At 46.3% G+C, this 13685-nt stretch carries 11 protein-coding genes; 5 read left to right on the plus strand and 6 right to left on the minus strand.

Features of this window, described 5'->3' with window-relative positions; translation table 11 throughout:
* Positions 1–541: 541 nt before the first annotated feature.
* Positions 542–772, minus strand: a complete 231-nt coding sequence (locus AB447_RS15435; protein WP_048354681.1) for a hypothetical protein — start codon at positions 770–772, stop codon at positions 542–544.
* Positions 773–896: 124 nt separating this feature from the next.
* Between AB447_RS15435 and AB447_RS15440 the strand changes: the two genes are divergently transcribed.
* Both AB447_RS15440 and AB447_RS15445 read left to right on the plus strand, forming a co-directional pair.
* Positions 897–1256 (plus strand): YxeA family protein, encoded by a 360-nt coding sequence (locus AB447_RS15440; RefSeq protein WP_048354682.1) that lies wholly within the window; start codon positions 897–899, stop codon positions 1254–1256.
* A 174-nt stretch (positions 1257–1430) separates the two neighbouring features.
* A complete protein-coding gene (locus tag AB447_RS15445; RefSeq protein ID WP_048354683.1) occupies positions 1431–2225 on the plus strand; it encodes an SDR family NAD(P)-dependent oxidoreductase in 795 nt (264 codons plus the stop codon).
* A gap of 33 nt (positions 2226–2258) precedes the next feature.
* Here AB447_RS15445 and AB447_RS15450 read toward each other — a convergent pair whose 3' ends face one another.
* Entirely contained in the window at positions 2259–3089 is an 831-nt protein-coding gene (locus AB447_RS15450; RefSeq protein WP_048354684.1) for a pentapeptide repeat-containing protein, read from the minus strand.
* A 225-nt stretch (positions 3090–3314) separates the two neighbouring features.
* On the opposite strand from AB447_RS15450, the gene AB447_RS15455 reads away from it, so the two are divergent.
* On the plus strand, positions 3315–3617 hold the full coding sequence (locus tag AB447_RS15455) for a hypothetical protein (protein ID WP_048354685.1): 303 nt from the start codon (positions 3315–3317) through the stop codon (positions 3615–3617).
* Positions 3618–3887: 270 nt separating this feature from the next.
* On the opposite strand, the gene AB447_RS25355 is transcribed toward AB447_RS15455, so the two are convergent.
* Complete coding sequence (locus AB447_RS25355; RefSeq protein ID WP_231592103.1) at positions 3888–4142, minus strand: CotD family spore coat protein; 255 nt, start codon at positions 4140–4142, stop codon at positions 3888–3890.
* 276 nt (positions 4143–4418) lie between these two features.
* Between AB447_RS25355 and AB447_RS15465 the strand changes: the two genes are divergently transcribed.
* Together AB447_RS15465 and AB447_RS15470 are read left to right on the plus strand one after the other, a co-directional pair.
* Entirely contained in the window at positions 4419–5042 is a 624-nt protein-coding gene (locus tag AB447_RS15465) for a LysE family translocator (protein WP_048354687.1), read from the plus strand.
* Positions 5043–5194: 152 nt separating this feature from the next.
* Positions 5195–5380: a type Z 30S ribosomal protein S14 gene (locus AB447_RS15470; protein WP_048354688.1), complete on the plus strand. Its 186-nt coding sequence runs from the start codon at positions 5195–5197 to the stop codon at positions 5378–5380.
* Positions 5381–5609: 229 nt separating this feature from the next.
* Here AB447_RS15470 and AB447_RS15475 read toward each other — a convergent pair whose 3' ends face one another.
* The 3 genes from AB447_RS15475 to AB447_RS15485 form a co-directional block, all read right to left on the minus strand.
* On the minus strand, positions 5610–6641 hold the full coding sequence (locus tag AB447_RS15475) for a monodechloroaminopyrrolnitrin synthase PrnB family protein (RefSeq protein WP_048354689.1): 1032 nt from the start codon (positions 6639–6641) through the stop codon (positions 5610–5612).
* A gap of 129 nt (positions 6642–6770) precedes the next feature.
* A complete protein-coding gene (locus tag AB447_RS15480; protein WP_057957638.1) occupies positions 6771–11219 on the minus strand; it encodes a non-ribosomal peptide synthetase in 4449 nt (1482 codons plus the stop codon).
* Positions 11141–13681, minus strand: a complete 2541-nt coding sequence (locus AB447_RS15485; protein WP_053075413.1) for a non-ribosomal peptide synthetase — start codon at positions 13679–13681, stop codon at positions 11141–11143. Before AB447_RS15485 ends, AB447_RS15480 begins: the two co-directional genes overlap by 79 nt.
* Positions 13682–13685 lie beyond the last annotated feature (4 nt).

Raw genomic sequence — 13685 nt, forward strand, 5'->3', positions numbered from 1 at the left:
GTCTTATACAGCATCTTTTTGATGAGGATTAATTCACAATGAAAAAAGGATAAAAACAACATTTGTGAATATGCTAAAGTAAGAACCTCTTGGCACCCTCTAGCACCGATTACATTGATCGGTGTTTTTTTGGATTCCCTGTTCATTACCGCTTTAACAGCATAATCAGAGGCGACCATAGCGTACTCTCATATGCCCCACCCCGGGCAGCTCTTGCTGCGGCCTTTGCAGTATCACTTATACATTCTCTTTTCGGCTTCGTGAACTTTGGAACCAGGCCCTTACTTAATTCCCGTTGCATCTCCCTTATGCCATCATTCATTTACCTTAAATCCGCTTTTAATTTTTTCGTTGTTTGAAAACTCTTTTCAAGATCATGAAGAATCACACCTCAACATAAAAAAACATCGCTTAGATGCTTTTTTGGATGAGACTTCATACAACACGGATTTCATTAAATCCCAATGGTCACCCCCATCCTGCTCCCTTTTGCATTTACTGCAAAATGAGGGCTTGTTTTATCAAGCAAAGTTATCTCAAATCAATTTTCCATGAAGCCTCCTTCTGTCCAATCGACAATGACACCATTCGAATGAATATGCAGCTCTGCTTTTGTATCAAAATGAACAACAAAACCACTAATCAGCCCGAAAAACTTGTTTTTTTCGGTAATCTTCATCACGACAGCTCCGTCTTTAAATCCAGGCGGATGGCATGCTTTCCCTACAACATATGTATTTGAACGAACAGTGATCGATTTTATTGACTTCATATCATTTCCCTCTGGAAGTCCAGAGGACAAAGCCCCTCCTTACATACGTGTAATGAAAATGTAAGCTGAATCAATAGTTCCGCCCGTCAGTTTTAACGTATGATGGCTCCTGGGGTGATAAATGATGAAATTTTTTCTTGGAATGATCGCAGCAATATTAATCATTTTCGGAGGCGGGTATTTGTTTTACTCGGCGTATTATTCAACGGAAGATTATTATGTGAAAATTACGGCAGATCCGGAAATCGTGAAAGAAAAAGCTAATGATGGATATACAGACATTACGTATACTTATTATACTACCGGTTATGATAAAACTGGAAAAGCGAAAAAACTGAAACTTTCTTCTGGAGATCAAATGAAGAAAGGTCAATATTATCTTATTCATTGGGAAAACAGGAGAGAGATCGTATCAAGCAAGGAAAGAGTAAACGAAAGAGAAATCGATCAAGGCATTGTAAAGAAATTGAATCAGCAGCCATAATCCACATCCGGTTTTTTACCGCCCTCTAGGAGGGCCTTTTTCATGTCAGGCACAAAAAAGTGCCTATAGAACAAAAAAGTGCGTACTACCGGAAACGGCTTTTCTGTCTCATAATGGTGGCAGTATGATGTGCTGAATTTTTGTTTATAAATAAGAGGAACGGAGGAATATACGATGGAACTGAATCTGCAGGGAAAAAAGGCGTTGGTCACAGGGTCCACGTCAGGAATCGGTCAAGCGATTGCCGCATCCTTAACGAAAGAAGGCGCATCTGTTATCATCAACGGACGGCGTGAAGCAACCGTAAAACAAACGATAGACGAGTTGAAACAACGCTATACAGGAGCCGCACTTTATCCGGCCGCTTTTGATCTTGGCACGGAAAAAGGATGCAATGAACTATTTGAGGCGTATCCTGAGATCGATATATTAGTCAATAATTTAGGGATTTTTGAACCGGCTGATTACTTTGATATTCCGGATGATGAATGGTTTCGCTTTTTCGAAGTGAATATTATGAGCGGCGTAAGGCTTTCGCGTAAGTATTTGCAGAACATGATAGAAAAAAAGGAAGGCCGTGTCATTTTTATTGCGAGCGAGGCGGCTGTGATGCCTTCGCAGGAAATGGCGCACTACAGTGCAACGAAGACAATGCAGCTTTCCATTTCCCGAAGCCTGGCAGAGCTTACAACAGGCACAAATGTAACAGTAAATACTGTGATGCCGGGGTCGACTTTAACCGAGGGAGTCGAAACGATGCTGAACTCTCTCTATCAAGGGGAACATCTTACGGTCGAAGAAGCGGAAAAGCGCTTTATGAAAGAAAATCGTCCGACTTCGATCATTCAAAGGCTGATCAGGCCGGAAGAAATTGCACACTTTGTCACGTTTTTAAGCAGCCCGCTTTCCTCCGCGATCAACGGCGCGGCATTGCGGGCAGACGGCGGACTGGTCCGCAGCGTCTTTTAAAAACCTCTCCCTTCGCGGGAAGAGGTTTTTTACTCAATCAGCTGCTTTCCAATGATCAGGAACCCTCAATGTCGGCGGCAATTTTGTATGCCGGTCACCCTTCGCCGCATTGACCTGAGCCTGCGTAAGAAACATGCTTTCGGAGAGGTCGGCGCCTCTTAAGTCGGCATCCCGAAAGTCAGCCCCGATCAGATCAGCCATTCTCAGATCGGAATTCCTCAGATCGGCGGCTATCAGGACGGCGCCTCTCAAGTTTGCTCCCCTTAGGTCAAAACCTCTTAGTTTAGCACCTATGAGGATGCTTCCACGGCCGATTTTTTTCGGATGTTTTTTGTTCGGTGATTTAGCACGTACGATTTCACTCGTCCGCAAAAGAACGCCATTCACCTTCCTTCTATGCGCAGACACATCAATTTGTAAAATGAAGTCCTTATTCTGTCTCGTCAGCCGTTCCGTCTCTTCAAGGATCGCAAGCGCATCCCGGTGAATTGATTGCGCTCTTTCTATTGAAAGGACTTCATGCAAATACCAAAGCATTTCGTGAAGCTGCTGCATAACGGGAAATACGTCAAACATTTCTTTCGCCAGCTCAGGGCTGTTTCGCCAGTCCTTTCCTTCATAAGTGACTTGTGACACCTTTTGGCCGGCGCCGAAACAGTCATAAGCGGTACAGCCGCGAAACCCTTTATTTCTAAGATCTTCGTGTATCGCACACCGGAAATTCGATTGTAAATGACGGCAAGGTGTACCGCCGTCTTTATCAAACGCAAAATCAGCAGATTTCGCATACGGCAGCGCTACGCAGCACAGCCCGAAACAATTCATGCAATCTGCTCTTACCTCATTCGGCATCGTGTCGATCATGATGTTATACTTCCCCCTTTCACGGTCTCTATTATTATATATGAAGGTTTTCTTTTTACCTATTTTAAAGCAGTAATCTACATTTCTTTCAACCGGGGCAGGTAGTCGACACCGCACTTTCAAAACCAGTTATCAGCCTGTTTTTCCAATATATTTAAAACGCACAATCTCTTTCGTATAAAGGGCATAGTATATACAGACAAATGAGAAAGGAGGGAATGGCAGATGAGCGAATACGAATACGATAAGAAGAAGCACGAGGACTATTACTGGTTCAAATGTAAGAAGGTTTATTATAAACCTGAACATGATAAGAAATACTGTGATTATGACTATGATTATGACTATGATCATAAGAAGAAGTATGACTATGATTATGACTATGATCATAAGAAAAAGTATGATTATGATTATGACTATGATCATGAGAAAAAGTACGATTATGATTACGGTTACGAATATGACAAAAAACACCATCACAAAAAATATTATTTTAAGTGTGAACCGTACAAGAAATATTATTACTAAAAAATTAAATACCGTTTTATTCAAGTTCGGTCTCCCCTGTTTGCATCGTATGAGACGTAATATTCGGCGGCCGTTCTTGAGGAGGGTGCACAAAGCACCCTCCTTTTACGTTTGGCCATCTTTTGCACAGCATTTCTACGAACTTGTACAACTTTATTTCATCCATTCGCTTCACTTGGTTTCCAATGAAAAAGCACCCCGAAGGGTGCTTTCCTCTGAAATGATATTCAGATCGGTTTAGACATTCTTTTTTTAAGAAAGTCCAAACAATTAATACCGGTCTTCTTTGTGTTTCCGTTTGCAAGGCTTTCCGTGATGTGAGTGGTAATGTGACTCAGGCTCGTATTTGGAATAAGTGGTCGGATAGTAATGAACATGCTCATATTTGTGATGCTTTACTTTGGAAACATGCTGCGGATGAATATGAGGAATAATTGTTTTGGAATACTCATGATACTCACATTTCCTTGTAGGATAGACGATAGGACGTGCTACATATGGTTTGCAGTAATCATGATCATACATGGACATTCTCCCTTTCTTTCATTTAATTCTTTCTCACTATTAAACTATGAGAATGAGAGACAACATGTACTAATAAAAGAAACCAAAATATTGGATAAAAAGGCTGTTATCCTTATTTTCTAATGTAACATTTACCTATATTTAAAAGAAATTTTGGGCTATAGCATGAAATCTAGTAATATGCCCGCCGGAATATAAATGATGGCCGCACCTTCCGACGCGTTCTGCATGTTATAATGGCACAAAGCAACATTGCATCGAAATGGAGTGGGACATATGGACTTTTTATCAGCAACATCTTTTTTAGGTGCAGCCATATTGCTGACCCTCATGCCCGGGCCGGACAATTTGTTCGTGTTGGCACAGAGCATATCGAATGGCAAAACCGCCGGAATATCAACGGCCTTCGGGCTTTGCACCGGACTCGTTTTTCACATTTCGGCTGCAGCCGTCGGAATTTCAGCGGTCATTTACAAATCGGCTCTTGCCTTCACCTTCGTGAAATACGCCGGAGCAGCGTATTTGTTATATTTGGCGTATCAGTCTTTCCGGGACAAAAGCTCCGGCTTTCATATAAGCGATCAGCATTCTGTGAGTTTCACATCTTTGTATCGAAAAGGCATCATTATGAATCTTTTAAACCCCAAGGTTTCGTTATTCTTCCTGGCTTTTCTGCCGCAGTTTGTCAACGATGAAGCCGGCAATGTGACGATACAAATGCTCATGTACGGTATCATCTTTTTGATTCAGGCTTTGGCCATTTTTATCATCATCAGCATATTCGCAGGTAAAGTCGGAGAATTTTTGCGAAACCGCCCCGCCATCGCCAAAAAAATCAACTTGATCCAAGGCTCGTTGTTTGCCATCATCGGTCTAAAAATGGCGTTTACGCAAAAATAAAGGCTTTTTGGCTGATATTCGGATGATGGGATGTTACATAATCCCAGAACTTCAGTTTACAAATCCAATTTGATTTGTTATAATAAATTGTTTACAGAAATCATACACACTTATGTTTATATACAACCATGATCTTGAAAGGAGGAAAAATAATGGCCAAAAAATCAATGGTCGCCAAACAAAAGCGCGAACAAAAATTTAAAGTTCGGGAATATACACGCTGTGAACGCTGCGGCAGACCGCACTCTGTGATCCGCAAATTTAAGCTTTGCCGGATTTGCTTCCGCGAGCTTGCCTATAAAGGACAAATTCCGGGTATCAAAAAAGCGAGCTGGTAAGGCTCGCTTTTCGAACAGCCTTATTCGTAAGGCTGTTTTTTTATTGAAGAATGGGGCACGGCCCTGATCAACAAGCTGACCCCCAAACCTTTATGAAGAACAAATCCCGCAGGGGCAAAGCGTGTCAGAAGCCGGGAGTAAAAGCAGCCGCAGCAGTACCTGTGACACGATTCATAGGCAACCTTTATCCTCCTCTGTTCAGGCAAAAGACACGGCTTATGTTTTTTCGCTATTTTTTTACATACCTATGAATATCTTCACGAGATACTTTAACCATCTCAATCAATTCTTGGAGAAATGAATCAAACGGGAATCCGCCTGTCCCGTATTTCACGTCTGGATCTTGCTTTCTAATGTATCTGTTTACAATTCCTTGATGTGTCAGACGATATTCGATGAGGGATTGATAGATTTCATCCAATAAAGAAAGTTCGTCTAAATGGTTTGCTTCCAGATAGTGCTCTTTCAGTGAAGGCCTGGACATCGCCTGTACGATTCTGAATTTATTTTTGGGCTCAAAATACGGGAACAAGCTATGAATTAACTGAAGATGTGATTCACTTGCAGTGCCTGTCACGATATCAACCACAATCAAGTTGGCAAGATGGACTGCACTAGGTGCGCTGTATTCCTGCCCGCCGATTTGAATCGGGAAGAAATAGTGCCGAAAACATTTAAAAAAGAAAGCGGGATCTACGGTTTGATGAACGGTCCGGCTCTCCTGTTTCAACATGTTGACGCAGGATACGGTTTCTTCCAAGAACTTAATCCGATTCTCATGAAAAGGGTTCTTTTTTAAGAGCAGCAGCTTTTCGGCTGCCGGTCTGATTGCTTCATCCGATTGTTGTAGCTGACGGATGAAATTGACTTCACTTTTATTCCCTGTAAAGGTCCGAAGCGCTTCAACAGGATTGTAGTTAACATAGGATGAATATGTATCTCTTGGTGCCACGCCTGCTGAAGCAGCGAGAACCTTCAATCGGCTGATGATGTCCTGCGAAACAGAGGTCTGTCCCAATTCAGAGGAAACGAGAAACATGCCTAAATCACCCATAGCGCGGATGCGGACTAAAAACGGCTGATCATACACGACTTCCAGAACGTCTTCAAAGGATGGAATCAAACCATTTGAAGCGCTGATTCCTTTAGCATATTCTTCTTTTTGATTATATTCGGGCAGTTCATGGACCACAAAGCGGCTGAATTCGCCAAATGGATACAACGCCTTTTCACAAGTTGAGGTTATTTCAGATGAAGCCAAACAAAATCACTCCTTTTATTTAAAAGTATGATTTTAAAGCTTTATTTCCCTCACATTGAAATCACGGATTCGCGCAAGCTTAGACATGCAAGATGCCGAGCCTTTTTGAAACGTCAAGCGGCGGTAGCCTTACATGCTTTTGACTTTGTTTAAAATTCCGGCCAGAATCTCTGCATTTTGTTCGACAAACGGCGAAGCCAGCATTTCTTGATGAGATCCGTATCCTCGATAGGTAAACGATCTTTGGGTCGTCATTTTCTCAAGGTCCTGATCGTTCCATTTTTCATGATCGGCTTCGATTCGGTGGATTTCGGCATGGATCGGCTGTTCGAAAACCATTTCCTGATAATATTGAAAGTAACGCAATACGCTTTTTAGCCCTTCTTTCCGAAGATATGCTGCTTGAGCAGGGTCTTGTATATCGTTTTCCTTTAAAAATTGGGTAATGATGAATTGTTCAACAAATTCTTCAGCTGATTCTGTGACTTTCTGCTGATGATACGTTTCTTTGCCGCTTTCCATTTTGCAATCGAAAAGAATCAGCTGTTCGACCTGACCGTTGCCAGATTCCAGACGTTTGATCACTTCATAGGCGAGTGCCGCGCCTGCAGAGTACGCCAAAAAATAATAAGGACCGTGCGGCTGCACCCGCTTGATATGATTCACGTACTCATCAATTCTGTCAGGGGACTCTACAAAATTGATCCCGTAACAATTCCAGTCCGGCACGGCTTGAGACAATTGATAAAATATATAACCGACGCCGCCAATACCCGGAAAACAATATAAATTTTTCGTTCCGTTTTCACTGAGCCGGACCATATGCCCTTTCATCTGATCAAAGTTCAGCTGATTCGAGCTCGCGATGTGTCCGGCAAGCTGTCTGATTCGCGGATATTGGAATATGGCCTGAAGCGGAACATTCAGGTTCATCTCTTGTTTGATGCGCCATGTGAGCCTCATCGCTTTCAGCGAATGACCGCCAAGCTCGAAGAAGTGATCGTGAACACCAACCCGCTCACATTCAAGGACCTCCCGCCAAAGAGCGGCCAAATTGGCTTCAGTTGCAGTAGCAGGCGGCACATATTGGCCTGAAGGCGTTACCCGCTCCGGTTCCGGAAGTGTCTGGCGGGCAATCTTGCCATTCGCCGTCAGCGGCATACTGTGAAGCTGAGACAAAAACTGCGGTACCATATACGGCGGCAACGCCGCTTGTACGTACGAACGGAGCTGTTCCGGCTTAACGGCCGGATCGCCGACGTAATAGGCGCATAATACCTGATCGCCGCCGCTGTCTTTCCGGACGATGACGACTGCTTCCGTCACGGCCTTATGCTCAAGCATCCGGTTCTCAATTTCGCCGAGCTCGATGCGGTAGCCGCGGATTTTGACCTGATGGTCGCTCCGCCCTATATATTCAATGTTTCCGTCCGGCAGCCACCGGGCAAGATCACCGGTTCTGTACATCCGTTCCCCCGGGATAAACGGATTAGCCGTGAACTTCTCCTCCGTAAGTTCGGGCCGGTTTAAGTAACCGCGGGCAAGCCCCTCGCCGCCGATACATAGTTCGCCGACAACACCGACAGGGTTCAGCTTGTTATAACGATTCACGATATATGCCTGATAGTTCGGAAGCGGTTTTCCGATAGGTATGACGGTCTTTTCGTGTTCGACTTTATACGAGGTGGCATCGACCGTGCATTCTGTCGGACCGTAAATGTTCGTCATCACCGGTCTTTTCCCCGTTCCGTACATTTCATTCATTCGGCTAACCAAACGGCCTGGCAGCGCCTCCCCGCCAATGATAAAATGTTTGACGTTCGTCAACAGCTTCTCTCCAACGAGCAGCTGCAGATGTGCCGGTGTTCCGTCAGAAATGTCGATGTTCTGCCGCTTATAAAAATCGGCAAGAAGCTGACCGTCTGAACGTACTGCTTCAGAAGCGATCACCAGCGTGTGCCCCAGCAATAAGCTGGCAAAGATTTGTTGAACAGATGCATCAAAGTAGACCGGTGCAATCAATGCAATTCGCAGCTTTTCAGGATAATGGCGGTAAATGCGATCGTTCAAGCCAAAAATCAGGTTCACCACATTGCGCTGTTCAATCAAAACTCCCTTTGGTTTACCCGTGGAACCTGACGTATAGATTACGTATGCGAGATGGCGCGGGCCTGCAGCAGGCGGTAAATTGGCTTCAGTGCCCGCTTTCTTTTCTGTTTCATCCAGCAGAATGGTCTCTCCATCAAACGGAATGTTCTTTCCATCACGTGTTCCCAACAATAGCTTGGCATGGCTGTCTTCGAGCATAAACCCGATCCGTTCTTCGGGAGAGTTCAGATCGATCGGCAAATACGCGCCTCCCGCCTTCAAAATGCCGATCATCCCGATCATCATTTCGACGGAACGTTCTGCCGTCAGGCCAACGATGTCATCCGGTCTGACGCCCTTCTTGCGCAAAAGCCGTGCGAGCCGATTTGCTCTGTTGTTCAGCTCCCGATATGTGATCTTGCAGTCTTCAAACACCGCAGCTGTCTGATCGGGCCGACGGCTTACCTGTTCTTCAAACAGCTGGCAGATCGTTTTTTCTTTTGGATAATCATCCGTCTTTGTATCGTTGAATGTATGAAGCAGCTGATATTTTTCGGATTTAGTCAGCAGGTCAATTTTTCCGATTTGCAGCTTGGGGTTTTCCGTTACCTGTTCCAAAAGCTTAAGCCAGTGTTTTGTCCAGCGTTCGATGGTTTTCCGTTCGAACAGCGCCGAGCTGTATTCCCAGGTGAAGCAGAGCCTCCCGTTCTCTTCACCGACCCGCAACGTCACATCAAACTTAGCAGATGAGTGTTTATGTTGATAAGGGCGAAGCGTCAGCCCCTCCATCACGAACTCTGTTTTGTCTATATTCTGCATGGTGAACATCGCATCAAACACAGGGTTTCGATTCACATCGCGGCGCACCCCAAGCTTTTCGACCAGTGCCTCAAACGGCACTTCCTGATGTTCAAATGCTTCAAGTACAGTATTCCTGATCTCCTCCAGGAACGTTAGAAACGTTTTCCCGTCTTCAGGAGATCCCCGCAACGCCAACGTATTGACGAACATTCCGGCTATCTTTTCAAGATCGGCATGAGGACGGCCGGCGATCGGTGAACCTACGATGATATCGTTCTGTCCGCTGCAACGCGACAGGAATGTTTGATACGCGGCCAAAAGCACCATATACAGCGTCGCGCCATTTTGCTTCGCCAAAAGCTCAAGCCTTTTCTTCAGCTTCCCATCAGCTATTACATCAACGTGATCTGCCGTGAAGTCCTGAAGCTCAGGCCGCGGTTTGTCTGCCAGCTTCAAGACCGGCAATTCGCCGGCGAGCTTCGTCAACCAATATGCTTCATGCTTCAGGTAAGATTCCTTTTTTAAACGAGCCGCTTGCCAAACGGCAAAATCCTTATACTGTATCCGCAGCGGTGTGAGTTCGGCTCCTTGATAAAACGCGTTGAACTCACTGATGAAAATATTCATTGTAACACCGTCCGCAATGATGTGGTGCATATCTATCGCAAGCAGATGCCTGTCAGGAGATATCGTCATGACAGCTGCCCGAAATAGCGGTGCCAGATGTAAATCGAACGGCTGAACGAACGTATCTGCCCACCGCCGAGCCTCTTCTTCCGTTCCGCCGGTATAGGAAACTGTAAACGGTACCTTCTCCTCAATCTGCTGCACCGGTTCCCCATCTTTCAGGACAAACCGCGTCCGCAGTGATTCATGCCGGATGATCAAGCTGCAAAACGCTTGTTCCAGCCGTTTGTGATGTAACGATCCCTTAATAACAAAGACTGCCGGTATGTTATAGGCTGACGCCTGCGGATGTAGATTCTGAAGGATATACATCCGTTTCTGCGCGGGTGATACCGGATACTCTTTCTGATGAGGTGCCGGTTTAATCTCTGAGTATGGTGAGATCCCGCCGTTCGTGTCAATCCATATTGCCAGCTCTCTTATCGTCGGATGATGGAATACCTCACGTAACGGCACTTCAGTTCCAAGCTCTTGATGAATGCGTGAGACGAGCATCATCGCCTTTAGCGAATGGCCGCCCAGCTCAAAAAAATCATCGGCTGCACCGACGCAGTCAATCCCGAGAACATTCTCCCATAGGGATGCTAAAGCCTTTTCTGTTTCAGTTGCCGGTTTCACGAATTCTACAGCCGCAGATAAACGGTCCGGCTCCGGCAAGGCTTTTTGATCGAGTTTACCGTTCGGTGTCACCGGCAGATGGTCGAGCTCCGTAAAAAATGACGGGACCATGTAAGAAGGTAAATTTGCAGCGGCATGCGTCCGCAGTTCGCCAGCATCAAGCGGCCGGGCCGCCACATAATAGGCACTCAGCGTTTTATCACCGCCGGTCTCTTCTCTTGCGATAACTGCAGCCTCCTTAATCGATTCATGCGCCAGCAGCTGATGCTCGATTTCTCCTAATTCGATTCGATAGCCGCGGATTTTCACCTGCTGGTCGATCCGCCCGAGAAATTCGATGTTCCCGTCAGGCAGCCACCGCGCGAGATCCCCCGTCTTGTACATCCGTTCGCCGGGTGCATGCGGGTGAATTTCTCCGCCGTCAGCTCAGGCTGATTAACGTAGCCGCGCGCCAGTCCCCGCCCGCTGATGCATAATTCTCCGGCCACCCCGATCGGCAGCAGGTTGTCTTTTTCATTTACAATATACATGCAGGTCCCGGGAATCGGCCGCCCGATCGTTATTTTTTTGCCTGGCTGCACGTCCCGCTGAACGCTTGATGTTACGGTGCTCTCAGTCGGGCCGTATTCGTTAACCAGTTCGATGAACGGGTATTCCCTCTTGCTTCGAGATACCATCTTTTCCGGCAGTCTTTCCCCGCCCATAATAACCGTGTGAAGAGATAAAGCCTTCTCCGGCGTCATTGAATCCAGCAACAAAGTAAAGAAGCTGGGCGGACAGCATAAATGGGTGACCTTATCTGCAGCAATGATCCTTGATACAGCGTTCGGATCTTTTGCTTCATGCTCGGGTGCCATCGATACGGCCGCCCCGGTCAGCAGCGAAGAAAATGTACTTAATATAGAAGCATCGAATGTATAAGCGCCGAGCTGCAAAAATGTATCGCCGCTTGTCAAGCCGTATTCCCCGGCATGCCAAAGCAGGTTGTGCGCAATGCTCCGATGTTCAACCATTACGCCCTTCGGCCGTCCGGTTGTCCCTGACGTATAAATTACATAAGCCAAATTGGCAGGGGTTGCGGAGGAGATTAGATTAGACGATTCTCCGCTGTCATCCCATTTGATCTGTCCAAGATTGATTACGGTCTGTGAATCCAGCAATTTTTTCTTTAATTTTTGTTGGGTAATTAACATATTTGCTTTACAGTCTGCCAATATAAATTGAATGCGTTCTTCCGGATGGCTTGGATCAATCGGAACATAGGCGCCTCCTGCTTTCAGGATACCCAGTATGCTGACGATGGTCTCAGGGGAACGTTCTGCCGTGAGGCCGATGATCATATCCGGCTTTACACCGTTTTCACAAAGGATACAGGCAAGCTGATTGGCCCTGTTGTTCAGTTCACGGTACGTCAGCTTTTCAGACCCGAATACAATTGCGGTTTTCTCAGGCGTTCGTTCCGCCTGTTCTTCAAACAGCTGATGGACTGTTTTATCGTTTGGATAATCCTTCCCCGGATCGTTATATGTCATAAGCAGCTCTGCTTTTTCTGTTTCTGTCAATAAGTCAATCTCCCCGAGCCGTATCTCCGGATCGGCAGCCACCTGCTCCAAAAGCTTGAGCCAGTGATTCGTCCAGCGCTCTATGGTCGTCCGTTCGAACAGCTCAGTGCTGTATTCCCACGCAAACTGCAGCCCCCCGTTTTTCTCCTCTGCCTGCAGGGTTAGATCGAATTTGGCGATCGTGCGCTTTTGTTGATACGGACAAAACGTAAGTCCCTCCATTACGAGCTCTGCACTTTCAGTGTTTTGCAGCACAAACATCGTGTCAAACAGAGGATTCCGATTCGCGTCCCGCGGTGCGCCGAGCTTTTCGACCAGCGCTTCAAAAGGAACTTCTTGATGTTCATATGCACTGAGTGCGGTTTCTTTCATCTCATTTACAAAATCCCGAAACGTTTTATTCCGCTGCGGATAGCCCCGCAATGCCAAAGTATTGACAAACATTCCGGCGATTTTTTTCAGATCGGCATGAGGACGGCCGGCTATCGGCGAGCCCACGATGATATCTTCCTGTCCGGTGTAATGCGAAAGCAGCGTCTGATACGCAGCGAGCAGCACCATAAACAGCGTTGCACCGCTCTCCTGCGCCAACAGCTCCAGCTTTTGCCTCAGCTCCCGACCGGCCGCCGCTTCGACGACATCCCCCGCAAAACTTTGGACCGCCGGACGCGGTTTATCAGCCGGTAGCTGCAGCACCGGCAGTTCGCCGGCAAGCTGACCCATCCAGTAAGCTTCTTTTGTCTTATAAGCCCCGCTTTCCATCCTCGCATTTTGCCAAACGGCAAAATCCTTGTATTGAATACGCAGCGGCGCAAGTTCGGCTCCATGATATAATGCGTTGAACTCTTGGACTAAAATGCTGACCGTAACACCGTCTGCGATGATGTGGTGCATGTCAATCGCAAGCAGGTGCCTGTCAGGAGATATCGTCATCACACCTGCACGAAAAAGCGGTGCCAGCTGTAAATCAAACGGCCGGACGAACGAATCCGCCCATCCCCGAGCCTCTTCTTCCGTTCCGCTTGCATAAGAAACCGCAAACGGCGCATCCTCTTCGATTTGCTGCACAGGTTCCCCATCTACCGTGACAAACCGGGTGCGAAGCGATTCATGCCGCATCACCAGGCTGTGAAACGCTCGCTCCAGCTGCCCGTAATCAAGTTTTCCTTCTACGATCAAAATCAGCGGCATGTTATATACCGTCACCTTCGGATTCATATGATGAAGCATATACATTCGTTTCTGCGCCGATGACACCGGGTATTCCTCGACATATTCTCCCATGGCT

Origin of the sequence: Bacillus glycinifermentans (genome assembly GCF_001042475.2) — a bacterium.
GTDB lineage: Bacteria > Bacillota > Bacilli > Bacillales > Bacillaceae > Bacillus > Bacillus glycinifermentans.